The organism is Ruegeria sp. E5 (assembly GCF_056534105.1).
Window position 1 is genome coordinate 202,366 of the sequence record NZ_JBQFPA010000005.1, and the last position, 26,755, is coordinate 229,120.

24 protein-coding genes are annotated in these 26,755 nt (G+C 53.4%); 9 read left to right on the forward strand and 15 right to left on the reverse strand.

Annotation, left to right across the window (positions count from 1 at the left end; translation table 11 throughout):
- Window positions 1-80 precede the first annotated feature (80 nt).
- Window positions 81-980 carry an AraC family transcriptional regulator gene (locus ACR0BI_RS18150; protein WP_480562578.1) on the forward strand — a complete coding sequence of 300 codons (900 nt, stop codon included), beginning with the start codon at window positions 81-83 and terminating at the stop codon, window positions 978-980.
- A 242-nt stretch (window positions 981-1,222) separates the two neighbouring features.
- Here the strand turns inward: ACR0BI_RS18150 and ACR0BI_RS18155 are convergent, their stop codons facing one another.
- The 4 genes from ACR0BI_RS18155 to ACR0BI_RS18170 all read right to left on the reverse strand — a co-directional run bounded on the left by ACR0BI_RS18155 (window position 1,223) and on the right by ACR0BI_RS18170 (window position 4,813).
- The gene (locus ACR0BI_RS18155) at window positions 1,223-2,233 is read right to left on the reverse strand and encodes a DUF2955 domain-containing protein (RefSeq protein WP_170424669.1); all 1,011 of its coding nucleotides are present in this window, start codon (window positions 2,231-2,233) and stop codon (window positions 1,223-1,225) included.
- Window positions 2,223-3,287 carry an HlyD family secretion protein gene (locus ACR0BI_RS18160; RefSeq protein WP_170597638.1) on the reverse strand — a complete coding sequence of 355 codons (1,065 nt, stop codon included), beginning with the start codon at window positions 3,285-3,287 and terminating at the stop codon, window positions 2,223-2,225. The genes ACR0BI_RS18155 and ACR0BI_RS18160 overlap by 11 nt, the downstream gene beginning before the upstream one ends.
- Complete coding sequence (locus ACR0BI_RS18165; RefSeq protein ID WP_170597636.1) at window positions 3,284-4,363, reverse strand: AI-2E family transporter; 1,080 nt, start codon at window positions 4,361-4,363, stop codon at window positions 3,284-3,286. Before ACR0BI_RS18165 ends, ACR0BI_RS18160 begins: the two co-directional genes overlap by 4 nt.
- 180 nt (window positions 4,364-4,543) lie before the next feature.
- Window positions 4,544-4,813 carry a potassium channel family protein gene (locus ACR0BI_RS18170; protein ID WP_480439390.1) on the reverse strand — a complete coding sequence of 90 codons (270 nt, stop codon included), beginning with the start codon at window positions 4,811-4,813 and terminating at the stop codon, window positions 4,544-4,546.
- A gap of 423 nt (window positions 4,814-5,236) precedes the next feature.
- On the opposite strand from ACR0BI_RS18170, the gene ACR0BI_RS18175 reads away from it, so the two are divergent.
- Together ACR0BI_RS18175 and ACR0BI_RS18180 are read left to right on the forward strand one after the other, a co-directional pair.
- Window positions 5,237-7,885 (forward strand): AsmA family protein, encoded by a 2,649-nt coding sequence (locus ACR0BI_RS18175; RefSeq protein WP_480562577.1) that lies wholly within the window; start codon window positions 5,237-5,239, stop codon window positions 7,883-7,885.
- 545 nt (window positions 7,886-8,430) lie between these two features.
- Window positions 8,431-9,393, forward strand: a complete 963-nt coding sequence (locus ACR0BI_RS18180; RefSeq protein WP_480888641.1) for a cytochrome-c peroxidase — start codon at window positions 8,431-8,433, stop codon at window positions 9,391-9,393.
- Window positions 9,394-9,463: 70 nt separating this feature from the next.
- Here ACR0BI_RS18180 and ureG read toward each other — a convergent pair whose 3' ends face one another.
- From ureG to ACR0BI_RS18225, 9 genes are all read right to left on the reverse strand, one after another.
- Window positions 9,464-10,093 (reverse strand): urease accessory protein UreG, encoded by a 630-nt coding sequence (gene ureG, locus ACR0BI_RS18185; RefSeq protein WP_170636300.1) that lies wholly within the window; start codon window positions 10,091-10,093, stop codon window positions 9,464-9,466.
- Entirely contained in the window at window positions 10,090-10,743 is a 654-nt protein-coding gene (locus ACR0BI_RS18190; protein WP_480562576.1) for an urease accessory protein UreF, read from the reverse strand. Before ACR0BI_RS18190 ends, ureG begins: the two co-directional genes overlap by 4 nt.
- Complete coding sequence (gene ureE / locus ACR0BI_RS18195) at window positions 10,727-11,179, reverse strand: urease accessory protein UreE (protein ID WP_170424891.1); 453 nt, start codon at window positions 11,177-11,179, stop codon at window positions 10,727-10,729. Before ureE ends, ACR0BI_RS18190 begins: the two co-directional genes overlap by 17 nt.
- Window positions 11,180-11,207: 28 nt before the next feature.
- Window positions 11,208-11,432, reverse strand: coding sequence for a DUF1127 domain-containing protein (locus ACR0BI_RS18200; RefSeq protein ID WP_170392788.1), 225 nt, complete (start codon window positions 11,430-11,432; stop codon window positions 11,208-11,210).
- 121 nt (window positions 11,433-11,553) lie between these two features.
- Window positions 11,554-13,263, reverse strand: coding sequence for an urease subunit alpha (ureC, locus tag ACR0BI_RS18205; protein WP_480562575.1), 1,710 nt, complete (start codon window positions 13,261-13,263; stop codon window positions 11,554-11,556).
- Window positions 13,263-13,568 (reverse strand): urease subunit beta, encoded by a 306-nt coding sequence (locus ACR0BI_RS18210; protein WP_223117017.1) that lies wholly within the window; start codon window positions 13,566-13,568, stop codon window positions 13,263-13,265. Before ACR0BI_RS18210 ends, ureC begins: the two co-directional genes overlap by 1 nt.
- Window positions 13,565-13,726 (reverse strand): peptidase M23, encoded by a 162-nt coding sequence (locus tag ACR0BI_RS18215; protein WP_170392785.1) that lies wholly within the window; start codon window positions 13,724-13,726, stop codon window positions 13,565-13,567. Before ACR0BI_RS18215 ends, ACR0BI_RS18210 begins: the two co-directional genes overlap by 4 nt.
- 13 nt (window positions 13,727-13,739) lie before the next feature.
- Window positions 13,740-14,042 carry an urease subunit gamma gene (locus ACR0BI_RS18220; protein WP_223117016.1) on the reverse strand — a complete coding sequence of 101 codons (303 nt, stop codon included), beginning with the start codon at window positions 14,040-14,042 and terminating at the stop codon, window positions 13,740-13,742.
- 1 nt (window position 14,043) lies between these two features.
- Window positions 14,044-14,853 (reverse strand): urease accessory protein UreD, encoded by an 810-nt coding sequence (locus ACR0BI_RS18225; protein WP_480878969.1) that lies wholly within the window; start codon window positions 14,851-14,853, stop codon window positions 14,044-14,046.
- A 401-nt stretch (window positions 14,854-15,254) separates the two neighbouring features.
- Here ACR0BI_RS18225 and urtA point away from each other — a divergent pair, with 401 nt between their 5' ends.
- From urtA to urtE, 5 genes are all read left to right on the forward strand, one after another.
- On the forward strand, window positions 15,255-16,535 hold the full coding sequence (gene urtA, locus ACR0BI_RS18230; RefSeq protein ID WP_170392782.1) for an urea ABC transporter substrate-binding protein: 1,281 nt from the start codon (window positions 15,255-15,257) through the stop codon (window positions 16,533-16,535).
- A 62-nt stretch (window positions 16,536-16,597) separates the two neighbouring features.
- Window positions 16,598-18,550 (forward strand): urea ABC transporter permease subunit UrtB, encoded by a 1,953-nt coding sequence (urtB, locus tag ACR0BI_RS18235; RefSeq protein WP_480562573.1) that lies wholly within the window; start codon window positions 16,598-16,600, stop codon window positions 18,548-18,550.
- A 3-nt stretch (window positions 18,551-18,553) separates the two neighbouring features.
- Window positions 18,554-19,783, forward strand: a complete 1,230-nt coding sequence (gene urtC, locus ACR0BI_RS18240; RefSeq protein ID WP_170424908.1) for an urea ABC transporter permease subunit UrtC — start codon at window positions 18,554-18,556, stop codon at window positions 19,781-19,783.
- The gene (urtD, locus tag ACR0BI_RS18245; protein WP_170392779.1) at window positions 19,780-20,520 is read left to right on the forward strand and encodes an urea ABC transporter ATP-binding protein UrtD; all 741 of its coding nucleotides are present in this window, start codon (window positions 19,780-19,782) and stop codon (window positions 20,518-20,520) included. The genes urtC and urtD overlap by 4 nt, the downstream gene beginning before the upstream one ends.
- A 3-nt stretch (window positions 20,521-20,523) precedes the next feature.
- Window positions 20,524-21,219, forward strand: a complete 696-nt coding sequence (urtE, locus tag ACR0BI_RS18250; RefSeq protein WP_170392778.1) for an urea ABC transporter ATP-binding subunit UrtE — start codon at window positions 20,524-20,526, stop codon at window positions 21,217-21,219.
- A gap of 834 nt (window positions 21,220-22,053) precedes the next feature.
- Here the strand turns inward: urtE and ACR0BI_RS18255 are convergent.
- On the reverse strand, window positions 22,054-23,007 hold the full coding sequence (locus ACR0BI_RS18255) for a prephenate dehydrogenase/arogenate dehydrogenase family protein (protein WP_480537050.1): 954 nt from the start codon (window positions 23,005-23,007) through the stop codon (window positions 22,054-22,056).
- Between the two features lie 165 nt (window positions 23,008-23,172).
- Window positions 23,173-24,819 (reverse strand): hypothetical protein, encoded by a 1,647-nt coding sequence (locus tag ACR0BI_RS18260; protein WP_170597602.1) that lies wholly within the window; start codon window positions 24,817-24,819, stop codon window positions 23,173-23,175.
- A 450-nt stretch (window positions 24,820-25,269) separates the two neighbouring features.
- On the opposite strand from ACR0BI_RS18260, the gene ACR0BI_RS18265 reads away from it, so the two are divergent.
- On the forward strand, window positions 25,270-26,664 hold the full coding sequence (locus tag ACR0BI_RS18265) for an alpha/beta fold hydrolase (RefSeq protein ID WP_480562572.1): 1,395 nt from the start codon (window positions 25,270-25,272) through the stop codon (window positions 26,662-26,664).
- Window positions 26,665-26,755 lie beyond the last annotated feature (91 nt).

Sequence of the window (26,755 nt, forward strand, 5' to 3'; positions counted from 1 at the left end):
CAGGCGAGATCATCGCGAATACTTGCCCGATTACATCAAGGTAGTTGCCAGCATCGATCTGGAGCCATTACATCTCTGTTATGAGCAAGGATCAGATTAAACAAATCATCGCTAACCGAACCGAAACAGACGGCCTGACCGAGACAGGAATCACGGGCGTGCGGCTATTTCGCGCCACGCAATCAATCCCCTGTGTTCCAGCCGTTTACGAGCCCTGCATCGTGGCCATTGTGAGTGGTGTGAAGGAAGCCGTTCTGGATGGCCGAAGATACGAATATGACAACAGTCAATACCTCTGCTGCCCAATGTCGATGCCGGTCAAGGCAGGGACGCCTTTGGCCTCGCATGACAACCCTCTCTACGGGGTTATGATCTTTCTTGAGCAACGCGCCATGGCCGAGTTGGCAATGGAGATGGAAAATGCCGGGGGCGTTCTGCCTTCGGTCAAAGGAGATCTGCGGGAGCCAGGAATTAGGTTTGCACGATGGGACGGTGGATTCACTGAAGCTCTGCTGCGGCTACTGCAGCTCGGAAACAGCGAGACGGATACAGCAGTTCTTGGCGAGGCGCGATTACGTGAGGTGCTCTATGCGATCCTGAGGGGAGAAGCTGGCACCTTCGCCCGGCAGGCATTCGGTGCTGGCAACGCCATCGCACGTTCAATTGCGCATGTGTCGTCACACTTGGATGCGCCGGTCTCGATTGACGATATGGCAAGCCGAGCGGGCATGAGCCGGGCCGTCTTCCATCGTAAATTCAAGCAAGTCACGACGATGGCACCAATCCAATTCGTTAAGTCGATGCGCCTCAACAACGCCGCCATGAAGATCGCGGGCGGGATGCCTGTGAACGAAGCCGCAATGGACGTTGGTTACGTCAGCCCGTCCCAGTTCAGTCGCGAGTTCAGGCGCATGTATGGGCAATCGCCGAGGCAATGGGGTAACGCACAGAAACTTCCGGTCAGTGTTGCTCAACGCTGACTTTCGAAGGGAAGGCAGACGTTGGCGCAGCTTCGGCGAAAGCTTCATTCGTCCCGCGAGGAGGCAGCCTTTCGTACTTGTTCCACCGAACGGCCATCACTCAACCAGAGATCGCTCGACATAAAACCGCTTCAGCGATGTTCGCGGTTTGCCATGGCGCTGCAATTAATGCGCTGGTTGCAAAAAATCGGTCAAACTGGCAACTCTGCTGGTTTCAGCGCCAAGCTTTATCGCAACTAACTTCATGGAGTCGCCTGGCGCTCTTTTTCTGGCCAGAATTCATCCACCACGACATATGCGATAATTACAAAGAAAGCGGCGCTGGCGACTTGCAATACACGAGTGATGCTCTTGACGTCAGCTTCGTCTGAAAACGGCGCAACCGAACCGCCATATACAATCAGAGCTGTTGTAATAGCGGAACCGGCGGCGGCGGCGAGCGGGACTTTTGACTTTCCAAGTGCTCCGAGTGTTAGGCAAAAGAAAAAACACAGCAGAATGGGGGTTAGAATAACCGGAGCTATTACGTTTATTTCATAGCATATGATGGAGACTGCCGCCCCAAGTAGATTTGCCGTCAGCATTGCTTTTGCAACTGCTTTGCCTGCAGCAGGCATTGCCGCAAGTTGCTGGCTCAGCAGGGCGACAAAAAACAGAACCAACAAAGCAGAAGCGCCGGAAATAAAGAACGCCATAGCAAAGGGCACTGTGACAAGAGACATCCTGACTATTCGGCGATGTGAGTCGAAGTCCGGCGATGCTGCAGCTTTCTTTTGAGGTGCCGTTTGAGGTGCAGCGGGTATCAACACGAACATCAGCGTCGATACGAAGCCAGCAAACAGCAGGTTCAACGGGATCCAATACACAAGCACCAAAGCCAGATCCTGTGATTGCAGCACCAAATTCGGAATCATCAACGCCCCCATGAGAGCGATGACACCCGGCAATACTCCGGCACCGGAAACTGACCAAATGAAAGACAGGATTATTCCAATGGCCACCAGAATGAGAAACACAAGAGGATAAGGTGAGAAGATTGACGACAAAAGGAATGAAATGAACATCAATCCAATCGAGAAGACAAACAGCTTACCAAATGCTGCCAAAGGTAGTGCTGCAGGTGCTTGAAGGAAAAGGGCAGTAAACACCGCCCCAACAACGGCAAGGGGCCATCCAAGAAATAGGCCCAATGCAAAGACACCCGTAACACCCAGCGCAAGCCGGGTGACAGAGCTTTGATCCTCAGTACGCATAGGAGAAGATTGAAACTACGCGGATGTAGGCGCGGCCCACGAGGTTCAGCAACGAGTTGTCGCTTAGATACATGATCACATCGGCCTGCCCGTTCAGTTGAAAGCGAAGATCGTCTTCGGCACTTCCAGCTTCATAGCCGGGTAAAACAATCCTGACCGGAAACCTTTCAGGCTCCCGCAAAAATCCCTTGGTGCTTGGCGGGCTCGCCAATTGCCCCGGCTCATCACCGCCACTCAAAGAAACAGCAGCACTAAAGCTCTCAATGACGCCCGGAACAATCTTACCTGGATGCATATCCAACACCACATCAACCGGAGACCCTATTGAAGCTCTTCCCAGATTGTTTTCGGTAAAATACGCCTCGATCCAGACGTCGGTTGCATCCAGAAACGTCAAAAGATCCTGGCCGGATCGCGCATACGTTCCGGGGGCAATCAGCAGATTAGAAATGACACCTGTCGCCGGAGCACGCAGTTCGGTCCATTCAAGGTTCAGTTCCGCATCCGCCAAGGCCGCCAGTGCGCGCTGGATTTTCGGGTTTTCAATCCCATCGTCACCAAGCCTTTGCTTCGCTTTTTCCAGATCAGCTTTTGCGTTCTCAAAGTTTGCCTCAGATTCTGCCAGTTGTCCTCGTGCATCATCGGCCTTTGAGACGGCAATCAAACCTTTCTTTTCGAGCGCAAATACACGTTCCGTCTGAATGCGCATCGTATCCAGATCGCTCTGCGCCCTTGCGAGTTTGGCTTGTGCCGCACTTACCTCTGCCGAAGACGCACCCACTTCTTGGGTCGCCGCTTCAAGATCAGCTTCCGCCTTTGAACGCTCGATTTCGTAGGGTCTGGAATCTATTCGAACCAGAACATCACCTGCCGAAACGACTTGGCCGTTTTCTACCAAAACTTCCGTTACCGTTCCGGTCACCTGAGGCACGATTTGGGTGGCCACAGCTTTTACTCTGGCGTTCCCGGTAAATGGCGTTTTTCGATCAGCGACCAAGTACCAAACAAGAAAAAACAGAATGACAGCGAGGGTTGTCCATATTGTCTTTCTCATTTCAACGCACCTTCAGCAGCGTCATCGGCTTCGGGCGACGCATCAATCCAAACCTTGAACAGCTCATAGAAGACAGCAAAGAGAACCGGCCCCATAAAGACGCCGATCAAACCGTAGGCCATCATACCTCCGAGAACACCGATGAGGATGACCAACATGGGAGTCTCAAGGCCTTTTGAGATGAACACAGGTCTTAGGAAACTGTCCATTATCATGACTGGAACGGCCAGTATGGTGAAGATCAAAGCAGTTCCGCCAGACATGGAGCTCCATGCGTAGATAATTACCGGTATAAGAACCAATCCGGGCCCGATTTGGATAATTGAGAGTATGAGGCAGACAAATGCCAGTGTGGCGGCCGAAGAAATCCCAAACAAAGCCAGCAGTATCCAAACGAAAACAGCCTGAATGGCTGCTACGCCAATCACGCCTTTTGTAACGTTCCGGATCGTTGCGCCTGCCAGTGTCACGAATTCACCGCCGCGTGGTGCAAAGACACGGTTGGCAAAGCGCTGAAGACCCTGGACCAAATTTGGCCCCGGGCTGAACAATGCCCCCATAATCAATACAGACAGAGCTAAGCCCAGAAGCCCGATACCAATGCCCAACACCTTTCCGAAGAGCGATTTGGTGATCTCAAGGATTTGCGCGCCGTATTTTGCAAGCGCGCCGTCCAGATTGCGCTCAAACATTCCCCAGACATCGGAGATTTTATTTCCAACCAACGGCAACTCTTTGAGGCCCTCGGGCGCAGGGGGGATTTTCAATTCACCCTTGTCTGCTTGTTCCGCGAATTCAGACCCTAGTTCTGCAGCACCAGACACCGCAGTTGCGACTGGCCCCAGGGTCAGAACAAGGCCCAACAGAACGATAATTGTTGTGGCAAGCTTCTTACGTCCTCCCAGCTTGGATTGCAGCCAATCAAATGCCGGGTAGAGCGCGACGCAGAGTATCGTTGCCCAGATGACTATGCTTGCAAGCGGAGCCACCATGACCAGGGCGCTGTAGAGGAATAATCCGAGAAAGAGCAATCGTATCGCGAGGTCGACAATCTTCGCGTCCTGGGTCTTTTCCATTCCATCCCTCCACTATCTGTTTTCCAAACAATACACTCAAAAAACGTAATATGTATATTTTTTGAGTTTTCGGCGATCATCTATCAGTTTGAAGGTACGAGTGAATCCGAGGCACGGCTTCAGATGCGCGGTCGCACTGATACCTGCGCATGAACTCAAATTGCCTTAATTTGGGATAATCTATTTGTCCGTTTTTTCGTCGTCTTGGGACAAGATTGTATCTGCCACTGTGGTCGCCGCAGTCACGAAAACACCCAAGCCTACAATGATATACACCATTGTGAAGATTTTCCCCGCCGCAGTTTCAGGTGAGAAGTCACCGAACCCTACGGTCGAAATTGTCACTACGGAAAAGTAGATCGAGTCTAGCCAACTCCAACCTTCGACAAAGTGGTAGAAGACTGAGGCCCATAAAATCATTCCGACTGTGAAGGCAAGAAGGCCTTTCACTCTACCGTCCTTGAAAGCGACGCCTATCCCACGTGTTATTCTAGTTAGCGAATTCATTGTGTCCCCGTCGTTTGAAGAATTCACATATAACAGTAATTAGATGGATGTGGGAAATTGAAGCATTTTAACCGCGTCTAGTTTAATTGGGGCGTCCAGGCGCAGTCGTCAAAGCTAATGCAATGTGCTCGTTTATGAAACGTTAAACGCGTTTCAAGCCAGCTATTTTGAAACTGGATCAGCAGCACATCCTAAATTTAGTCCTTTAACCGTTTCTTGGCCGCCCGACCAATTCCGCAAGAGAAGTCGGCTAAATGGTCAAGGTCATTTAGGGTTCAGCAAAATAAGAAGCCACATATTCCATTAACATGATGCTTTAATGGTCTAGTCTGCCCAAGAAAGGAATCAGAACCTTAGGAGAAAAGCGTGCGGTTCATCACAAGAGGTGTAATGGTTTGTTGCGCTGTCGCGTTCGTCGCGGTTGTTGTGGCATGGCTTTTCCTGTCCTCTGCGTTGTTTTCTTCTTTCAGAACCACTTTTGTTGAAAACCTGATCTCGAAGAAACTTGGTCAGGACGTGTTAATAGAAGATGAAGTGCGTCTAGGCTTTGGTCGGCAACTGCAGGTATCCGCAGCGGGATTAGTACTACCCGGCGCGATCAAGACCGAAGCGAACCTGGCAGCAATCGACAAACTTGAGTTCAAAATTTCCGCCCGCGACCTTTGGAACAGCAAATTGTCGCTGAGTAAGCTTTCTATCTCGGGTGTTCACCTCAACTTGATCACGGACAAAGACGGTGTCGGAAACTGGCAGTCCACTTCCCAAACGGGCACTAAAGCCGGGGATCCGGCCAAACCTGCAAACCTGTCTGTGGCTGGAATTCTAACGGACCACGAAATTGACCTGACCGATGTCACCGTTCTTTACCAGAACGATCTAAACGGGCTTGGTCTGGATCTGCAGCTTCCTGAGCTGAATTTAAAGCGTGATACAGAAACCGACGTTGTGACCGCGGTTGGGGCTGGTTCACTAAATGGAGAGAAGTTTGATCTGAACGCGAGCATTCCCGCGGACGACCCGTTTCAGGTCGCGGTGAACTTCGAACAGATTGCGATTGCCGCCGAAGAAGTCCCTCAAGAGAACGGGCTACAAGTGAATACGACCATAGAGGTTGCCGGACTTGGTCAGCTTCTTGATATCCTGAAGCTCAACCGCGTTCTGGAGGGTTCAGGAAGCATTAGTGCAACATTCAAATCAATCGACGGCGTAGCCCGGATTGATGACCTAGCTGTATTGACTGAATTGGATGGTGGGCAAAGCCTTTCGCTGACGGGACAAATCGGAGAGTTGGGAAACCCAGAAGACGTATCCCTGACAACCCGCATTCGGTTGTACCCTGAAGATGCTGAACCCGCCCCAGCCGCGTCGCGGTATGATCTAAAACTAATAGCAGTTGACATGGTTATCGATAGCGTACCCGGGCAGGTCCCGCAGCGGCAAATGGTCATTGAAACCAACGGGTTCACATTGGATACCTCTGGTGAAGGGCCGCCCCCGATTAAGTTTTCCGAGCTTTCCAGAAAGCCCGAAGGCGCCTTGAGTGTTGGAAACATCAATTTGAGAATTGGGAACCCTGCTGATCCATTTATCATTTTGGACGGTTCGGTCGAAGACGCGTTGCAATTACAAGGCATATCGGCCGACGGGTTAATGGATATACCCGCAAGCAGCTTGATCTCACCAGAGCTTCTGGGACCGGATGATCAACTTGGTCGATTTTCTGGTAACTTTCATTTGAACGGCGACATCAATCAGCTTTCGCTGACAAATTTGGATGGCCAGACAAGCGAAACGGAACTTTGGAACCTTGAGGTGCATGGCTCTGTCAAAAATGTGCTCAAATTCGAGAACCTGGACTTGGCAATTCAAGTAGAAGTCCCCTCCGGAGCGGACTTGTTAGAAGCCCTATCGCTTGAACGGGTGGAAACTGGACAGGCTATCTTTGAAATTGGCCTTGCCAGCGAAGGAACCGATTGGGATGCGAATGCCAAAGTCAAGGTTGCCGACTCTGTCCTGCAAATTATGGCCGATCTTGATGATGCAACGAGTGATCCTGTACTGCAGGGTTCCATAGAGAGTGACTTGATAAAGATAGATCAGATCCGAACCATCGTTCAGGCCGCTGCACAATTGAGGAAAATTGGCGGTCCAGACCCCGACGAGGAAGACGTCATTGAGGAATCCGGCGACACTAGCCCTCTAAGAGATGTAACGCTTAAACCTATTGGGCGTTCAATTCTCTTGTCCGGTATGGATATGGATGTCGACGTTGATCTTCGGCACATAGAGGGCGCCAAAGGCATCAGCAGTTTGCAGAGTGAACTGACGCTCAACGAAAATGAACTCAAGGCCGGACCTTTGAATTTTGAATACGGAGGTGCTCATTTCGATGTCAGCGGACAAATGGATCTATCGAACGACGCGCATCTGCTCACGCTGACCGGCACAGCAGGCGGCTGGCAGCTGGATGAAATTCTTCACAACCTGAACTTCAAAAAGGGTGCAAGCGGTACCATCTATGCAGATTTTTCGGTGACCGGCGGAACCGATTCACCTAAGCATTTTGCCAACAGCATGAACGGCAATGCCACGGTCTCAATGCGTGATGGCTCGATCGAGACCCAGCTTTTGGATCTTGCAGGGCTAGGGGTGCTACCTTGGGTATTTACCAAAGAGAAACAAAAGGTTGCTCCGATCGTATGTTTGCGTGCACCGATTAGTATTTCAAATGGAAGTATTTCGACGAAACAAACCACATTGGAAACAGATCATGTCCAAGTCGTCGTCTTTGGCGGTGTTAATGTGGCGGGGAAGGTTTTGGACCTAAATCTGCAGCCCCGGAAGATTGGCGAACCGCTTTCGAAGAGTCCCTGGCCCGTGACCTTGAAGGGCCCACTAGCAAAGCCGAAGATCAAGGTAAAAGACGGTCCCAAGCGACTGAAACGATCGGATGGTGCGGACAAAATGCCGGCAAAAAGAAAACTTTGCGTTCCGGATATTTTACAACTGCAGTAGTGGCGAAGGCAGTCGACAAAAGAACACAAATAAAGTTCAAGAGCTTAGTTAAGCGTGACCGACACATAGTTCTGCCACCAGTGACAAAACTTTGCCATTTTCGCCTCACTTCTTTCATCTGGTATCCAATTCAACTTCATCTTTTGGGATTACTTCGGGCGGAATGCGGAAATTCGCAGCAGGTGAGAGGGATATCCGGCGAACTTAAGTAGCAAGCATTCAGGCTTAGGTGACTGTGCAGGCTGTACTCTGACGAGCCGACCACTCAACCAGAGAACGCCTCACATAACTCCCACAGGACGCTCGTGTTTCGACGTTTTTAGTAAACAACCAATGGTCTTGTATCCCTCCAATGAAGGCTTCTTTTAGCGATGATGTCGTTTTTCCCAAGCCTTGTAGCCAAGCGTTCCTTTCGACTTATCTGATCATGGAAGATAGATTACTGGAGCTTAAAATGAATCGGCACCGGTAGACTGAGGGTTGGGCCGTGGCCACCATCCTTCCAGCCGGATCCAAGCAATAGATTTTCCAAAGACGCCACGGCAATCAAGCTCGGACAGGCTTTATTCAACGATCCGGTGTTGTCGGTCGATGGTGCATTTTCCTGTGCAAGTTGTCATGATCCTGAACAGGCATTTACGACGCCGGAGGCGCGGGCACTCGGTCGTGATTTGTTAAATCGAAACACACCATCACTGCGAAACCTTGCCGGGCTGCGCTGGTATGGTTGGGGCGGCAAAAGCGATAATCTTTGGGCAGCCAGCCTGCATCCGATCATCGAAGAACAAGAGATGGCGCATAGTGCCGAAAGCCTAAAGATAGTTATCTCTGAAAGTACCTACATTGATGATTTTGAAGCCATATTTGGTCACCTCCAGGATCAAAGCCCTGAACTTTTTCTGGTGAATACTGCAAAAGCTCTTTCTGCTTACTTAGAGACCTTAGCCACCGACCGGACGATATTTGACGATTTTCGCGATGCTTTGGAGCGCCGAGATATTGCTGCGGCTAAGGAATACCCCGAAGCAGCTCAGCGAGGTCTTCAGCTCTTTTTAGGGCGCGGGAAATGCGTATTTTGCCACAACGGTCCGAGGTTTTCCAACAACGAGTTCCATGACGCTGGTGTGCCATATTTTCTGAATGAAACCGAGGTTGACCAAGGTCGGTTCGGAGGATTGAACATTTTACTCTCAAGCCCCTACACATTGGACGGCGACTGGAACGACGATCCAGAAAAGAAAGGTGCCTGGGCCGTTCGAAATGTACGCAGGAGCCATTCTGATTTTGGGACCTTTCGGACGCCCAGCCTGCGGGGAGTGGTTGAAACCGCTCCTTACATGCATGACGGCAGCTTAGGTGATCTGAAATCTGTGATACGGCATTACAGCAAAATTGATACTGAAAGGCTGCACGCCGATGGTGAAGCCATTCTTTCGGAATTGAATTTGTCTGAGCAGGAGATTGCAGACTTAGTTGCGTTTTTGGTCACGCTCTCCAAGGATTCTTAATAAAGCACTGGTGTTAAGGGCTTGGGAATGGGCTAATTGGCGAGCTATCTTAGCCTCTTCGTCTCGGGGATTAATTCGCTTCCGAAACTCTTAAACCTCCGCCTTTCACAAGCAGATCCACAATTGCGTCGACCCCGCTTCTGTGACGAAGTGACGAAAACAAGAAGGGCCTTCCTTTACGCATCATTTTCGCATCACGTTCCATAACTTGCAGCGAAGCGCCAACATGCGGTGCAAGGTCGGTCTTGTTGATTACGAGGATGTCTGATTTCGTAATCGCCGGCCCGCCTTTCCTGGGTATTTCTTCGCCTGCAGCGACATCGATCACGTAGATGGTCAGATCCGCCAGTTCCGGGCTGAATGTGGCTGATAGATTGTCGCCTCCGCTTTCAATCAAAACAATATCGAGATCCGGATGACGTGTCTGCATCTCGGCGACGGCGGCCAAATTGATCGAGGCGTCTTCGCGAATTGCTGTATGCGGGCAACCGCCAGTTTCGACGCCGATGATCCTGTCCCGCGGCAGGACCTGCATGCGCATCAGCGCTTCGGCATCTTCCTGCGTATATATGTCGTTAGTAATAACTCCCACCGAACAGACATCGCGCAGCGCTTCAGACAAGGCGGCGGTCAAAGTGGTTTTTCCGGCTCCTACTGGGCCTCCAATACCTACGCGAAGCGGGCCGTTCATACTGGTCATGTGCGGAAAATCCTCGAATATTGTGTTTCGTGCCTCATGGCCGCAATGTCCCCCAAGAACGCGGTAGAGCTTAACTCGTCCAAGCTCGCCTTTTTTGCCCTTTCAGCAATCTGGGCGCACAACGGTGTCAGCTGGCGGATCAACCGCTGCGCATCGGTCTGTCCCAGTGGTACAAGGCGCGTCGCACAGGCGACAAGGTTGCTTGCGAATGCTTGCAGAAACATCTTGGTCGTCAGCTGCAAGGGAAGGTTTTGAAGTCTTGCAGCCCGTCCAATCGAGACGGGGTAGGTGAATTGCCCAAGGTCCAATTCCCAGACACCTTTAGTGACGTTTCCGAAGGCCTGTCCCAGCAACTCGGTTTCCATGAGCCTTTCGGATGTCGCACAAAAGGCGCGCGCCGCGATATCGACGTTGATCAGTTCTTCTTTGTCATGAGCGTTGAAGGCCGCCACAACGAACACAGCATCATTCCACCCAGAGCCATGTTCAAGCACATCTGAAATCCAGGCTTCAGTATCCCGAGAATTCGCGACAGTTCCCCCGTCAATCGCAGCTTCAAGCCCGTGAGAGTAGGCAAACCCCCCAACAGGATAGGCAGGGGACAACCATTGTGTCAGCGTCAGGATGTCGGCGTCAGTGGGTGTGGCCATGGGTCCTGCCGTGGCCATAGGCCCCGCCTTCGGGGGTGAATGGTTCATTCACCTCTCGCACTTTTGCTCCGATTTTAAGAAGCATATCACGGATGACGTGATCGACTTGGATCAACAGGCGGGTCTTTTCGATCTGACAAGGCGTGTGCCGATTGCCGATATGCCAGGCGATACGTGTCAGGTCCGGTGCTTTTACCTCCAGCAACACTTCCGGTGCTGCCTGTATTTCCACTTCGCGACCGTCGTCCAAAACCAACGCGCCACCGTGGTTCAGTGAGGTCGTTTGCGCGAGATCGATGAGAATCTGTTCACCGCTTTCGCAGGTAAGAACCTTACGCCGCAAAAAACGGTCGTCGTAGGTCAACGAGAGACAGTCTGCCGGATCGCCATGCGTGTGATCCGAATACTGGCGCGCAGTGCAGAGCAGGGCGGTCATACCATCACCTCCTCTGCAGCGGGAATAGTCAGAGCCAGATTGAATCCGAGAACACTCGGTGCACGATCCGTTCGCGCGTCAGACCGCGGTTTTTCAGCTCTTCGTCGCTGAGCGATTGCAGGAATTCGACTTGTCGGACGCGAGATTGAGCTTCGGCTACGCTGATCAGGGCCGAGTAAATTGACGACCCGATGGATACGATTAAACCGGCCAGCGAAAAGCGCGTGTTTGTATGTGTTGCTGAGTGTGCCATTTGGACCCTCGTAAACGTTGGTCCTCCCATGGGTTTTTATATCTGTCATATTGGCCTCACTTAGAAGTGCGTATTTGGTCATTGCTGCCTTGCACGCGCCGCAACGCAGCACATTTTTTGATCAGAATAAAAAATATCGTTGCGCCATCGGCAGCGTTTCGGCGGGTTGGCAAGTCAGCAATTCACCATCCGCACGCACCTCGTAGGTTTCCGGGTCGACCTCGACATGCGGTGTCGCGTTGTTCAACAGAAGATCCTGCTTGCCAATTTCTCGTGTGTTTTGGACGGCGACGGTTTGCTTTGCCAATCCCAGTGTATCACCGATCCCATCTGCATGGGCCGCCTGCGAGACAAATGTGATCGCCGAGTTTTCCACCGACCGTCCGTAAGCGCCAAACATTGGGCGACTATAAACCGGCTGCGGTGTAGGGATCGACGCGTTGGGATCGCCCATTTGTGCGCAGGCTATGGTACCGCCTAGCAGAACCATCTCGGGCTTCACGCCGAAAAAGGCCGGGTTCCAAAGGACGAGGTCAGCGCGTTTGCCTTCCTCGATGCTCCCGATCTCGTGGCTGAGCCCATGGGCAATAGCAGGGTTGATCGTGTATTTGGCGATATAGCGGCGGACGCGAAAGTTGTCGTTCTCACCGGTTTCTTCGGGCAGGCGCCCGCGCTGTTTCTTCATCTTGTCAGCGGTTTGCCACGTGCGGATCAAAACCTCACCGACCCGACCCATGGCCTGACTGTCAGACGCAATGATGCTGAATGCGCCCATGTCGTGCAGTATATCCTCGGCTGCGATTGTCTCACGCCGGATGCGGCTTTCGGCAAAGGCCACGTCCTCGGGGATGGATTTGTCGAGGTGGTGACAGACCATCAGCATATCCAAATGTTCCTCAACCGTGTTCACGGTGAAGGGCCGCGTGGGATTGGTCGAGGACGGCAGAACGTGGTTCTCGCCGCAGATCTTGATGATATCCGGAGCATGGCCTCCGCCTGCGCCTTCGGTGTGGAAAGCGTGAATAGTGCGACCCTTCATGGCCGCCACGGTATTTTCAACAAAGCCTGATTCATTGAGCGTGTCGGTGTGAATCATCACCTGCACGTCCATCGCATCGGCCACCGACAGGCAGCAATCAATGGCGGCCGGGGTGGTTCCCCAGTCCTCGTGCAGTTTCAGGGCACAGGCTCCGGCTTTGACCTGTTCTTCGAGCGCGGCAGGCAGCGAAGCGTTGCCCTTACCCGCAAAGGCTAGATTCATCGAGAAAGCATCCGCCGCCTGCAACATCCGCCCGATATGCCATGGACCGGGGGTGCAAGTGGTGGCCAATGTCCCATGCGCAGGACCTGTGCCCCCGCCCAGCATGGTTGTCAGGCCGGAATGCAGCGCGTCTTCGATCTGTTGCGGGCAGATGAAGTGGATATGACTGTCGAACCCACCTGCCGTCAGGATACGACCCTCGCCAGCAATGGCCTCGGTTCCGGGTCCTATGATGATGTCGACACCAGTTTGTGTATCGGGGTTTCCCGCCTTGCCGATCTTGGCGATCCGCCCGTCTTTCAGGCCAACGTCGGCCTTGTAGATGCCCGAGTGATCAACGATCAGAGCATTGGTGATGACCGTATCCACAGCGCCTTTGGCGCGCGTGGTCTGAGATTGCCCCATCCCGTCGCGGATTACCTTTCCGCCACCAAACTTGACCTCTTCGCCATAGCTGGTCAGATCATGTTCGACCTCGATCACAAGATCGGTGTCGGCCAGCCGCAGCTTGTCCCCTGCGGTCGGGCCGAACATCGCGGCGTAGTCTGAGCGCTTGATTTTTGCTGGCATCAGAGTGCCCCCATGACCTTTTGATTGAAGCCGTAGACCCTGCGCGCACCACTGATCGGGATCAGCAAAACTTCGCGGGCCTGCCCCGGTTCGAACCGCACAGCGGTGCCTGGCGCAATGTCCAGGCGCAGGCCACGCGCGGCAGTTCGGTCAAAGTCGAGCGCCGGGTTGGTTTCGGCGAAATGGTAGTGTGAGCCGACCTGAACCGGGCGGTCGCCGGTATTGGCGACCATCAAAGTGATCGCATCAGTGTCGGGGTTCAGGGTAATTTCACCATCAGCCGGGAACAGCTCCCCGGGGATCATTTGTTCAGCTTTGTGATCAGCGCGACAGCAGCCAGCGCAACAACCGCCAGCCCAACGCCCATCGCCGCATAATCGGTGCCGTGGGCGTGGATATGCGTTCCGTTATGGGCGGCTGCCGGGCCAGCGAAGATCAGGGCGGGGAAAAGCATGCGTGTCATATTGGTTTCCTTTTCAGCGAATGGGGTTGTGGACGGTCACCAGCTTGGTGCCATCTGGAAAGGTGGCTTCGACCTGAACTTCGTGGATCATTTCGGGCACACCTTCCATGCATTGCTCTCGGGTGATCACCTCGGCCCCGACTTGCATCATGTCAGCAACTGAACGCCCATCGCGTGCACCTTCGACCACGGCATCGGTGATCAGGGCGATCGCCTCGGGGTGGTTCAGTTTGACGCCGCGGTCCAGCCGTTTGCGGGCGACTTCGGCGGCCATGGCGACCAACAGTTTGTCTTTTTCGCGAGGGGTCAGGTTCATGTCAAAGCATCCAGCATCGAGGTAGCGCGTCTTTGTTCAACCGTCGCAAGATAGGCATCAATGTGCGACGGAGGGCAAAGCTGTTTTCGGCAAGAACACGAGCAACCAACAGGTCATTGCGGATCATAGTTGCACCTGCGGTATCGGGCAGCATCTGACGAATGGCATTCAGATGACCTTCGGCTGACACCGATACGAAGACGATCAACGCCATCGCACCCGCGCCGTTTGCAATATGCGGTTTGGACAGATGTTTGTGCCAATCACCCGAGTACTGGATCGCGTCAAGGAACACCTTTTTTCCTTGGTACCGTATCTCGATCCGATCGTTTAGACGGATATCGGTCAGCGTCTCGCCCATCGCAATACGGCCGAAGACCAGCGGCTCTACCATCAGCATCTCGGCATCTGGCGCCATCTCGATTTTCAGGCGTCGCTCCAGAGCGCTGCCATTGAACAGAATAGTCTCTTGCGGCAACCAGTTCAGCCGGGCTTCAGTCTCAACAGTCAGATGATTGGTAATCTGGCCACATTCTTGCGGCTTGGCCTTGTAGGCGCGCTCGCACGCTTGTGTTGTCAAAGTCAGCGCCGTTCCTTTTGCTGCCTTACCGGAAAGTCGAAATGAGTCGCCTCCGGTTACGCCGCCTGCCGTGTTAAGAAGAACCGCGTCAAGATCAGGTGTGTTGGTTCTGGGGAACAGACATTTATAAGACCCGGACTGGCGAAACTTGTTCAGCACCGTTCTGTCACCCAATTGCTTGGTACTCAAACTGACGGCGCCTGCAGCGCGCGGTGGAATAGCACTGTGCATAGGCAATATGGCTGCAACGTGGGTAATAGGGCACCTTTGGAACTTTGATTGGTGCCACTTGTTTCTCTGTTGAAGGGGCGGAACACTAATCTACAGAGTCGAAATCTGCTTAATTCGACATCGCGCGGCTAAATTTTAGACAGCGACCTCGGTCTTGGATGAAAAAATAGGCGCATCGCGCCGATTTTTCGAATTGGGTTAAAGGTAAGTTGCCAAGCTTGCTGCGATGCAGAAACCGTATGGGTGCCACCGCGGAGATGACCCGGGGGTGTGTGACGGCTGCGCGAATTGGACCTCGAACACAACCGCCACACGGAACGCAACAACAGTTGCGGGGATCAGGTAGAAGAAGAGTGTGCCTTTGTGCAAGCCCTCTCTCCCGGCCCCGCCAGGAGGATCACATGAAATCGCTCAAATCCACACTCGCCGGATCGGCAGTATTTGCTGTCATGGCCACCGCCGCCTTGTCGACCGAAGACACGATCAAGGTTGGAGTGCTGCATTCGCTTTCCGGTACGATGGCGATCTCGGAAACGACGTTGAAAGACACCATGCTGATGCTGATTGACCAACAAAACGCCAAGGGCGGTCTGTTGGGTAAACAGCTTGAAGCTGTCGTGGTCGACCCGGCCTCTGACTGGCCTCTGTTTGCCGAAAAAGCGCGTGAGCTGCTAACCGTCCATGAGGTGGATGTAATCTTTGGCAATTGGACTTCGGTGAGCCGCAAGTCGGTTCTGCCAGTGATCGAGGAACTAAACGGTCTTCTGTTCTATCCGGTCCAGTATGAGGGCGAAGAAAGCTCTAAAAACGTCTTTTATACCGGTGCCGCTCCGAACCAACAGGCCATCCCCGCCACGGACTATTTCCTGGAGGAACTGGGGGTCGAGAAATTCGCTCTGCTCGGCACAGACTATGTCTACCCCAGGACCACCAACAATATCTTGGAAAGCTATTTGAAGCAAAAAGGTATCGCGGAAGCAGATATCTTCGTCAATTACACGCCTTTCGGCCATTCCGACTGGTCCAAGATCGTGGCGGACGTGGTCGCGCTGGGCGCGGATGGTAAAAAAGTCGGTGTGATCTCGACCATCAATGGTGACGCCAATATTGGTTTTTACAAGGAATTGGCAGCGGCTGGTGTTTCGGCAGATGACATTCCGGTCGTGGCCTTCTCGGTCGGTGAGGAAGAACTGTCCGGTTTGGACACCACCAACCTCGTCGGTCACCTCGCCGCTTGGAACTACTTCCAGTCGGCGGATACTGAGGCCAACGCGGAATTTGTGGACACCTGGAAAGCCACCATGGGTGATGAACGTGTGACCAATGACCCGATGGAGGCGCATTACATCGGCTTCAACATGTGGGTAAACGCCGCGACCGAGGCCGGTTCGACCGAGGTCGATGCCGTGCGCGCCGCGATGTATGGGCAGGAATTCCCGAACCTGACCGGAGGCACCGCTGTGATGCTGCCGAACCATCACCTCGCGAAACCGGTTCTGATCGGCGAGATTCAGGAAGACGGCCAGTTCGATATCATCAGTGAGACTGATGTCGTGCCGGGTGACGCCTGGACCGACTTCCTGCCGGAGTCGGCTGTGCTCGTCTCGGATTGGAAAGAGCTGGGTTGCGGTATGTACAACACCGAGACCAAGACCTGCGTTCAGACCCTGTCGAACTACTAACAGACCACGCAAGGCGGGTTTGTTTGCCCGCCTTGCCACAAAAGACATTCGGGTTTCACCACATGGTACGACTTTTCCTTGCGGGCCTCGCAATCCTGTGCGCCTGCCTGACTGCCAACGCTCAAGAGGTCGGTCTACAACCGATCCTGCAAGAGCATCAGGAGATCATCGCCAAAAGCTCGCGCAAGACGGTCAAACCGGCGATTGATGCGATTGCGTCAAGCGGCTTGCCCCAAGCGCAAGTGATGCTTGAGACATGGGCAGCCAAGAACATGTGGATGCGCAAGTCGGACGGTCTGTTCTTCGCTGGCCAGAAAGGAGAGGGGCGGTCGTATGAATTGACCGACTTCGATACCGGAGAAGTCGTCGGTACATTTGAGAAATCCGAGCTTAGGCAGCTGAAGCCCAACAGCGGTATCCGCGCGATGATCGGGACCGCTCTGGTCCGGTTCCAACTGACCGATCCGGATCGCGCAAAACGTCTGGCCGCATTGCAATCCATCCAACGTGATCCCGAAAGTGCACTCTTGGAGCCACTTCGCGCTTCGATAGGGGATGAACCCGAAGCAGAATTGAAGGCGCAAAAGCAGCGGCTGGAACGGTTGCTGACGATTGGTTTTGACGAAGATGCCGCAGCCCGCGTGGCCGCAATCGAAGAAATGTCCGGCGATCTGGGCGTAGACGTTCGTGCGGCTCTGAACCCGTTGGTCGTCACTGCCCGCCAAGCCGCTACCGAATTGCCCCAGGACCTGAACGTCGCCGTTATTCTTGAAGCGGGGTCAGACGCCTTAACGTCTGATGAAGCATATGACTTGCTCGTTGCAGGAAACCTGGCCGCACCGCGTGTTTCGGCGGAAGATATCAGATCGGCACTGGCGGCCAATATAGAAGGTGGTCGTGTAGGTGGTACTCCCGTCGCACAGCTGAATTCAGATGCAATGCGCGCGCGTGCGTATACCTCTCTGGCAGAGGCGGGGACTGTGCCAGCCTTGGTCACGAAGGCGGATGTCAACGCTGCAGTTAACACGCATGTATTCTTCGAAACCTACAGTGAGCCATCTGCCGAGGTCACAGAAGCAGCAGAGAAAGCCCTGCAACAGATCGAACTGAAGGTCGGCCTGAACCAAACACTCGACCTGACGCTGGACGCGATCTCACTGGCGTCGATCTATTTCCTCGCCGCCATCGGTCTGGCCATCACCTTCGGCGTGATGGGCGTGATCAACATGGCCCATGGCGAGTTCATCATGATGGGTGCTTATACCGGCTACGTGGTGCAGCAGATTATCCCTGATCATACGCTTTCGATCATGGTTGCTATTCCAATGGCTTTTGCTGTCACCTTCGCGATGGGCGTCGCTATGGAGCGGTTGGTGATCCGCTGGCTTTACGCTCGCCCATTGGAGACGTTGCTGGCGACGTTCGGCATCTCAATTGCCCTACAGCAGCTGGCCAAGAATATCTTTGGCACGCAGGCGCGCCCGCTGACTGCTCCCGGTTGGTTGGATGGTTCGTGGATGCTGAATGACGTGGTTTCAATCAGCTACATCCGCATTGCGATCTTCGTTCTGGCGCTGATTTTTCTGGGACTATTCCTCTACATCATCAAACGGACGAGGCTAGGGCTTGAGATGCGTGCAGTAACGCAGAACTCGCGCATGGCGGCGTCAATGGGGATTAATCCCGGGCGAGTGAATATGCTTACCTTTGGGCTTGGCTCCGGCATTGCCGGCATCGCCGGGGTCGCGATTGGCCTATTCGCCAAGGTCACGTCCGATCTGGGCAGCGACTATATCGTGCAAAGTTTCATGACAGTGGTTGTGGGTGGTGTTGGTAACATCTGGGGGGCGCTTGCAGGTGCGGGCATGATCGGCTTCTTGCAGAAGGGGATCGAGTGGTTGAACCCGTCGAACACCCTCGCGGCCCAAACCTACATGATCATCTTCATCATCATTTTCATCCAGTTTCGGCCGCGGGGCATTATCGCCCTCAAGGGTCGCGCGGCGGGGGATTGAGCCATGGAACGCAGCTTTATCGCCAAGAACCCATCCGTGCTGGTCTTTCTTGCCATCCTGTCCCTGTTCACCCTGAGCGTAACCATCCTGTCCGAGGGTTTCGGGATCGGTGTAATCTCGACCAGTTTCGTCAAAACGCTGGGCAAAACCCTGTGCCTTTGCCTGATCGCAGTGGCGATGGACCTGGTCTGGGGCTTCACCGGCATCCTGTCACTGGGTCACTTCGCCTTCTTCGGGCTGGGGGGCTACATGATCGGCATGTGGCTGATGTACGAACGCACGCGCCTGATCGTGGTCGACTCGCTGGCACAGGCCGAAATTCCACCGACGTCGTCCGAAGTGGTGGACGCGATTGGAACACAAGTCTTTGGCGTTGTCGGATCGTCGGAGTTTCCGTTGATCTGGGCGTTCTCCCACAGCCTGACCCTGCAACTGATCCTGGTTGTGCTGGTCCCGGGTCTGTTGGCGCTGGTCTTCGGATGGTTGGCTTTCCGGAGCCGTGTCACCGGTGTATACCTATCGATCCTGACACAGGCGATGACGTTGGCACTGGCCCTGTATCTGTTTCAGAACGACAGCGGGTTGCGTGGGAACAACGGCTTGTCCGGCCTGCAGAACCTGCCAGGTGTCACCGCCTCGCAGGACGTGGTGTCGATCTGGTTCCTCTGGGCCTCGGCGCTGGCCTTGGGTCTGGGCTATATGCTAGCAGCCTGGATCGTGTCAGGCAAGTTCGGCTCGGTCATCCGCGGCATTCGCGATAACGAGGCACGGGTGCGCTTCCTTGGCTATTCAGTCGAGGTATTCAAGCTGGCCGTCTTCACCCTGACTGCTTGTATCGCAGCCATTGCCGGCGCGCTTTATTACCCGCAAGCAGGCATCATCAATCCCGAGGAAATGGCCCCTATCGCCTCGATCTATTTGGCCGTCTGGGTCGCCATCGGTGGACGAGGCCGATTGTATGGCGCGGTAATTGGTGCAGCTTTTGTCAGTCTTCTGAGCACGTGGTTCACGGGCGGACAGGCCCCGGATATTCCGCTTGGATTTTACACGATCAAATGGGTCGACTGGTGGCAGGTGCTATTGGGCATAACTTTTGTGTTGGTTACGCTGTTCGCCCCGCAGGGTATCGGAGGATTGTTCGACTTGTGGACCGACAGCCGCCACCCGGACAGGCATGGGGCAAATCTGGGACCGGATGACGGCGCTCTGCGCGAGAAGGAGGCCATCGAATGAGCACTTTGCTTGAGGTTAGCGGCGTTTCGGTCACTTTCGATGGTTTCCGAGCTATCAACAACTTGTCGTTTCAGATCGGCGAGGCCGAGCTTCGCGCCGTGATCGGCCCAAACGGGGCAGGCAAGACCACGTTCATGGACATCATTACAGGTAAAACCCGGCCCGATGAAGGACGTGTCATCTGGGGGGAGAAATCGGTATCTTTGTTGGGGCTGTCCGAGGCAAAGATCGCGCAGGCTGGGATCGGAAGGAAGTTTCAGAAACCCACGGTTTTCGAAGACCAGACCGTGCAGGAAAACTTGCTGATGGCGCTTCAGAACAAACGTGGCTGGCTTCACGTGCTTTTCTATCGAACCTCCACTGACGATTTGCAGAAAGTTGAAGATCTGGCTGTCGAAATCGGCCTGTATCAGAATCTAAGCCGCAAAGCTGGTGAACTGAGCCACGGTCAAAAGCAGTGGCTGGAAATTGGCATGCTGCTGGCTCAGGAGCCACGACTTTTGCTCGTGGACGAACCTGCCGCTGGCATGACACCGCAGGAGCGCGAACACACAACCGACTTGCTAGTACAAGCCGCCAGAACCCGTGCCGTTGTTGTGGTGGAACACGATATGGAATTTGTCCGACGCCTGAATTGCAAAGTCACGGTTCTACACGAAGGGTCCGCCTTGGCTGAAGGCAGTCTTGATCACGTGACATCTAACCAGGACGTCATCGACGTATATCTAGGGCGCTAAACAATGCTGAAGCTAACAGATCTGACTTTGCATTATGGGCATTCGCAAATCCTCAACGGGATTTCCATGGAAGCCAGACAAGGTGAAGTGACTTGCGTCATGGGGACCAATGGTGTCGGGAAAACCAGCCTTATGAAAGCAATATCAGGTACGCATCCGCGATCGGGCGGCAGTCTGGAACTGGACGGGGAAATTCTGGGCGTCCTGCCTGCTCATCAAATGGCGTGGAAAGGTGTGGCCTATGTCCCACAAGGTCGTGAGATATTTCCTTTGCTCACAGTTCGCGAAAATCTTGAAACGGGGTATGCCTGTCTGCCTGCCAGCGAACATTTCATTCCAGGTGATATATTTGATATGTTCCCGGTCCTCAAACAGATGCAAAACCGTCGCGGAGGTGACCTTTCTGGCGGTCAGCAGCAACAGCTGGCGATTGCACGGGCATTGATAACACGACCACGCCTGCTTCTGTTGGACGAGCCGACCGAAGGTATTCAGCCCAACATCATCCAACAGATAGGCGAAGTCATCCGACACCTCAGAACCACGAGAGGAATAGCAATCATTCTAGTGGAGCAATACTTTGACTTTGCCTATGAACTTGCCGACAGATTTATCGCGTTGCGACGAGGAGAAGTCATAAGCAACGGCACCAGGGAAGACGTGACACGCGGTGAGTTGCTGCAGGCTGTAACAGTCTAGTGCTGATACTTGAAATTGGTTTCGGAATTGAAGGATGAAATCCAAAATTTGGCACAATCTAAGCTCGGGACATGGTTTGATGATCTGAACAGGTTCAATTGAAACTGTATTTTCTTCTGAAACCCCATCGCGTGGTGTCTTCTGGCTTGAAGAGTAAATATTTTTTGATCAGATGACGGACTTCATTTCGTCCTATGGCTCGACGTGGACGCTCCTCCAACTTGCACCGCAATTAACGTAGTGACGGCTTTCTAGACGCACCTTTGTTGTGGAAGGCTTTTGAGCCGCAAACGGCAAAACCTGTACGCCGAAGAATTACCGAATGACTAATAGTCAATGACTTAAGTGTCATTGGAGGGTAAAACTATGTATCGCACAACTTTCCTGTTGAATGTCACACAAACCTGATCCAACCGTCATAGTCAGACCAGAAAAGCAGGGTACTTTCGACATCGGAAGGCGCTGCCAACGTTGGGCATCAGTTGAATTTGACCTTTGCGTCCTAAGCTTTCCGCAATAGCGGGGGCGCTGCAGCCGGAGGGCGGCCCGGTTACGCGAATCTACTCCGTCCGAGGCAGGAGCAAAGCAGTGCATCTTGATGAACTGTAAGAAGCCGCATCGCGTTACAACAATCTAACCTTTGTCCTGCGCGAAACATCCAAAGTGGACCGCTTCGACGCATCGGCCTTTTTCGGTTTCGCGAGAGACATGGTAGAAAAACCGTTTTGCATTGCGGACCCGTCACCCTTCGGGATGCATTTTGGAAAGGCCTTAAAGAAAAAGGCCAGTTCGCCCGACGCTTTCACTATGCGTTGTTCGAGATCCGACAGGTATTCAACGTCCGTTTTTGTTGTTGGCGGTGTAATCAAATGCTGCCTCCAGCTCTACACTCAGACTTGCGGCCAAATCAAAAAACCGTCGTCGGACGGTCTCGGCGTAGGGATTGGCCTTCTCAATCGCTTCGAATACTTCTGGCGCATCGTGCTGAACCATGGAAATCGCCTCAGACAGCAAGTCAAAACTCTTCGTGGTCATGCGCGTTGGCAGCGGTCCCATTCGCAGAAGCACTTTGGCGATGAGGTGCGTGAGCCCTTGGACTACTGCCGCTTCTTGGTCGTGATCTTCTGGAGTTGTCATGATGACAGTCAGACCCAGTGTCTTGCGCAAAAACGCAGCAAGTCTGGCATGTTGCCTTCCCTGAATGGGGCAGACGGCAATTTTCAAACCCTTAATACCTGTCGCAGCACTCTGAGGACCAAACAAGGGGTGGGTCGCGATTATGTCTACATCGTTCGGTAGCCGCCGCCGCATGATTTCCGAGGGAACTACCTTTACTGAGCCTACATCAACAATCAGCGCGCTGGGCTTACAAGCAGCCGCGATCTCGCTGACAACTTGCTCAAATGAGGATACTGGTGCAGCAATGAGGACCACGTCAGCCTGCGATACTGAGTATAATGATGACAGACGTACTCCGAGTTGCTTTGCGGCCTTGGCAACGTCTGGGGACGGATCGTAAGCAGATATTTCGAAGTGCTGGCTAAGATGAAGGGCTGCAAGCTGTCCGAACGCACCAAACCCCACGATACCTAGTGAAGTGTTTTGATTTCTTCTGTTGTTGTTCATTTTTCGACCTTTAAATTTGCCGCCCGGCACAAGGTCGATTGTTTGTTGACCGCTGTCAGGGGCAGCGGAAACTAATGATGAAGCACCCGCAGCTATCGAAGCTGAGGATAATAGTCCTGGAGTGCAAAGAACGATTTCATCATGACAACAGCGATAAGACACCCGAGAGAGCAGAGTCAACGATATTGCTGCATAGCGGCAATCGGCTAGGGCGCTGCGTTTTAGAGTTTTGGATTCTATGCGGCCGTTCGGCCAACTCGATTTGAAGCCCGCATTGCGGGTAAAGTAGATGTTGCTTTTGACTCAGACTGTCCTTCTGGCAGCCGATTACTCGGCTGCCAAAGCCTTGTGCCGGCAATAACATGATGCTTTGATTGGCACTTCGGCTCGGGCAGCGGCCTTGTCCAGTTGTAGTTTTATTTGGGGCGCTTCAACCGTTTCACCGCGCCGAGTCAGGCATTCGTACAAGCCGTGCAAGCTCCAGACATTGCCTGGGTGCTGGCAGGCCCGGCTAAGCGTTGCATCCAGACCAAGGTCGGCGCGATAGACGCTTTCCGCTTCCACCATATGGCCTTGCTCCAATAATAAAGCGCCGAGCGCATGCCGAGTGGGCTGCATCCAACCCCAGGGTTCGTCATAGGGCAGCGCATCATCAATCTCGACCGATCTGCGAAGATGCTCGAAAGCGCTCTCGTGCTCTCCCTTGTGATAGGCTAGCTCACCTAGCATCATTTGCTCAGCAACCTTCAAGATGTCGAGGCACGTGTTGTTGAACAGCATTCTGGTTTCAGGCACCCGATCCAAAGCTTCATAAAACTTTACCTTTTCACCATCGGCTTCAGTGATCTTGTGCTGGTTCGCCAAGGCAACGGTTCGCGCGTACCGCATCATGGCGGTAGTGACGCAGAAAAGCTCTTCATCCACTGGCAGGTCCTGATCGAGTATCTCTTGCCAGCGTCCGAACCGGATCAGAACATGTTGCTTCATAGGGATGAAACCTTCGAACCAGTCGGCCATGGGGCGAAGGGTCTCCGCAGGTAATGTCGCAATCAATTCTTCCGCCGCTTCTATCGCTGCACTCGGTTGTCCGAGGAACATCGCCCCGTAGATCTTGAAGTGGTAATTGTGGCAGCGATAAACGGAGTAGAAGTTGTCGGGGCCTTCGTGCTTCAGAAACTTCCTGTCGGCAACGATGGCCGCTTGATTGCGAAGCACCACGTTCATGTAGTCACCGCACAAAACGTCGACATGAGTAGGCATATGCAGTAGGTGCCCGGCGTCCGGAATCAGTGTGCTGAGCGCATCGCCATGGCGCAGCGCCCTTTCGGGGTGTGGGGACATTTCCATCAGATGGATATACATGTGTAGAAGCCCAGCATGTTCCCATGCGCCAGGAAGAGAGGAGAACGCTGTGTCGAGCACGCCAATTGCCTCAAGCGTGTCTGCGCCTTCGGCTGGCTTCCCGGTCCGTAAATCCCAAAGCTGCCAAGGCGTCCGGTTCATGATAGCCTCGGCAAGGACGGCGCACACGTCCAGATCATTGCTGAATTCGGCATGGACTTTGCGCATTGCGGTAGCAAAGGCATCATTCCAGGGTCTGAAATCCTCTACGTCTGGCGAACTCGGATAGCGGGATGGGATCGCCTCGATCAAGGCACGTTCAATTGGTGTCAATCGATCTAAAAGCGCGGTAGCGGCTTCGATTGATGCACTTGCCAATGCGATGCAGTCGGGCTTCTCGTCGTCCTCAAAAGTTTCCCAAGGCTTGTTGTAGTTAGGTCCGATGCAATACGCGATGCCCCAATGCGCCATCGCACAATCGGGGTCGGCGGCAAGAGCCTTTTGAAAGCAAACTATCGCCTCTTCGTGATTATAGGCATATGTCCACGCCAAGCCCCGATCAAACCATCTCTGAGCGTTATCTGACGACGTTGAAATCTTACGAGTGTAGTCGCCGAGGTCGTAGTACTCCATCGGGATTTTCCCCCACTAAATTCGCTAAGTTTATCATGGAACGCCTTGAGTCGATAGCGACGCCGCAATTTGGCGAGAAATGGAGTACCTGCTCATTCTTTTAGCTGATTTGCGCTCACTGTTGTCATGTGGGCGCTTCTGTCTGATGACGCCTGTCTTCGCTATGCGGTTCTTGGCTGTCTCCGGTTCGAGGTTTCAGTCTTTCAGGTCCGGTTCTTCCGTCTGCGTAAGCTCATCAAGATCGAGGCAAGGACAGAGACTCGGACAAAACGGCCTTTCGCAAAAAGACGTATCTGCAGGCACTTTACGTGACTGTATCTCCGATTTTCCGACTTTTAGAGACCTTGCGAACGGTAATCTCGAAGCAAAAAACACGCCTTCTGACAAGTTATCGATTCTAACATCTTATGGGCGTGGTAGAGTTTTCGAGCAATCTTGCGGGAAATAACCATGAGCCAACGTCGCCTTGCTGCAATCCTGTCTCTCGACGTCGTCGGCTTCAGTCGGATGATGCAGGGTGGCTCAAAGGCACTGCTCAAAACACTGAACACGCTGTACCGCGATTTGGTGACACCAATCGTCGGACAGCACCATGGCCGGGTGGTCAAACTTCTTGGCGATGGGGCACTAATAGAATTTCCGTCAGCGAGTCACGCACTCGAAGGGGCAATCGCGATTCAATCCCACCTTAGAGAGCCAGACCATCCATATTTGGTTCCAGAACGCATTCAGCTTAGAGCAGGCTTGCATGTAGGCGATGTCACTGTGGACGGTGAAGATATCTTCGGAGGCGGCGTAAACATTGCGGCACGTCTCCAAGCGGCAGCTGAACCCGGTGGCATTCTGGTCTCAAAAGTACTCTGCGATCTTGCCGGGTCGGATTATGCCAACCGATTGCACAGAGAGGGACTGCGGACACTCAAAGGTATTGCACAGCCGATTGAGGTATTGTCGATTAATTTCACTGATGAAGGTGTATCAAAGTCACGAGTTGATTTCGCCAAAACACAAGAAATCCGCTACTGTCAAACTGATGACGGCATTAGTCTGGCTTGGAGCGTAGTGGGTGACGGATCCCCGGTTGTTAAAGCACCAAGTTGGATTGGACATCTAGAACTGGACTGGCGCAATCCTGCGGTGGCTCCAATTTGCACTTCGGTTGCGCAACATCACCAACTAATTCGATTTGATGCACGGCTCAACGGTCTTTCCGACTGGGATGCAGAAACTTGCACGTTCGATAGGTTCGTTGATGACTTGGAAACCGTTTACGACGCGGCTGGTTTAAAGCGCGCGCCAATCCTTGCGATTTCACAGGGGTCTGCTGTAGCCGCCGCCTTTGCAGCCCGTCGACCAGACCGGGTCTCGGCAATTGTTATGATCGGTGGTTTCCCAGTAGGACGAGCAAAACGGAAGTCTCCGAAGGATGTGGCGCGGGCTCTGGCTATGAAACACATGATGACTGCAGGGTGGGACGACGAGTATCCGTCTCTACGCGATTTGATGGCGCAGATCATTGTGCCTAGCGCGAGCCAAGAAGCCCGGCGGCAATATGCAAAAGACATGAGCCAAATGATCTCGCCCGAAAACATGGGACGGTATCGCGATGTGATCGACCAAATTGATATCCGGCAAACATTGTCAAAGGTTGAGGTGCCGTGCCTGGTTTGTCATGCGACGGGAGACAGGATGCAACCGGTCGATCAGGGACGGCTGTTCGCAAAGGGATTGCCCAACGCGAAGTTCATCGCCTACGAAAGCTCTAACCATGCCATGCCGGACAACGACCCAGAGTGGCCGCGTTTCGAGAGAGACGCATTGGCTTTCTTAGCAGAGCACAACTGAAAGGTTTTGTCAGATTAACTACGCTTCACCGTGGCGCGGGATGGCGTTTGGGAATGACCAGACCAAACTCCGTCAAGTACTTCAAAAGCAT

Excerpts from the sequence above, each read along its gene's own strand:
- ACR0BI_RS18225 (WP_480878969.1), bottom strand. The coding sequence starts at position 14,853 with ATGCACAGTGCTATTCCACCGCGCGCTGCAGGCGCCGTCAGTTTGAGT.
- ACR0BI_RS18215 (WP_170392785.1), bottom strand. The coding sequence starts at position 13,726 with ATGACACGCATGCTTTTCCCCGCCCTGATCTTCGCTGGCCCGGCAGCC.
- ACR0BI_RS18160 (WP_170597638.1), bottom strand. The coding sequence starts at position 3,287 with ATGAGAAAGACAATATGGACAACCCTCGCTGTCATTCTGTTTTTTCTT.
- ureC (WP_480562575.1), bottom strand. The coding sequence starts at position 13,263 with ATGCCAGCAAAAATCAAGCGCTCAGACTACGCCGCGATGTTCGGCCCG.
- ACR0BI_RS18190 (WP_480562576.1), bottom strand. The coding sequence starts at position 10,743 with ATGGCCACACCCACTGACGCCGACATCCTGACGCTGACACAATGGTTG.
- ACR0BI_RS18165 (WP_170597636.1), bottom strand. The coding sequence starts at position 4,363 with ATGGAAAAGACCCAGGACGCGAAGATTGTCGACCTCGCGATACGATTG.
- urtD (WP_170392779.1), top strand. The coding sequence starts at position 19,780 with ATGAGCACTTTGCTTGAGGTTAGCGGCGTTTCGGTCACTTTCGATGGT.
- ACR0BI_RS18150 (WP_480562578.1), top strand. The coding sequence starts at position 81 with ATGAGCAAGGATCAGATTAAACAAATCATCGCTAACCGAACCGAAACA.
- urtE (WP_170392778.1), top strand. The coding sequence starts at position 20,524 with ATGCTGAAGCTAACAGATCTGACTTTGCATTATGGGCATTCGCAAATC.
- ACR0BI_RS18220 (WP_223117016.1), bottom strand. The coding sequence starts at position 14,042 with ATGAACCTGACCCCTCGCGAAAAAGACAAACTGTTGGTCGCCATGGCC.
- ureE (WP_170424891.1), bottom strand. The coding sequence starts at position 11,179 with ATGACCGCCCTGCTCTGCACTGCGCGCCAGTATTCGGATCACACGCAT.
- urtB (WP_480562573.1), top strand. The coding sequence starts at position 16,598 with ATGGTACGACTTTTCCTTGCGGGCCTCGCAATCCTGTGCGCCTGCCTG.
- ACR0BI_RS18200 (WP_170392788.1), bottom strand. The coding sequence starts at position 11,432 with ATGGCACACTCAGCAACACATACAAACACGCGCTTTTCGCTGGCCGGT.
- ureG (WP_170636300.1), bottom strand. The coding sequence starts at position 10,093 with ATGACCAGTATGAACGGCCCGCTTCGCGTAGGTATTGGAGGCCCAGTA.
- ACR0BI_RS18260 (WP_170597602.1), bottom strand. The coding sequence starts at position 24,819 with ATGGAGTACTACGACCTCGGCGACTACACTCGTAAGATTTCAACGTCG.
- ACR0BI_RS18265 (WP_480562572.1), top strand. The coding sequence starts at position 25,270 with ATGAGCCAACGTCGCCTTGCTGCAATCCTGTCTCTCGACGTCGTCGGC.
- ACR0BI_RS18210 (WP_223117017.1), bottom strand. The coding sequence starts at position 13,568 with ATGATCCCCGGGGAGCTGTTCCCGGCTGATGGTGAAATTACCCTGAAC.
- urtA (WP_170392782.1), top strand. The coding sequence starts at position 15,255 with ATGAAATCGCTCAAATCCACACTCGCCGGATCGGCAGTATTTGCTGTC.
- ACR0BI_RS18155 (WP_170424669.1), bottom strand. The coding sequence starts at position 2,233 with ATGCGTACTGAGGATCAAAGCTCTGTCACCCGGCTTGCGCTGGGTGTT.
- urtC (WP_170424908.1), top strand. The coding sequence starts at position 18,554 with ATGGAACGCAGCTTTATCGCCAAGAACCCATCCGTGCTGGTCTTTCTT.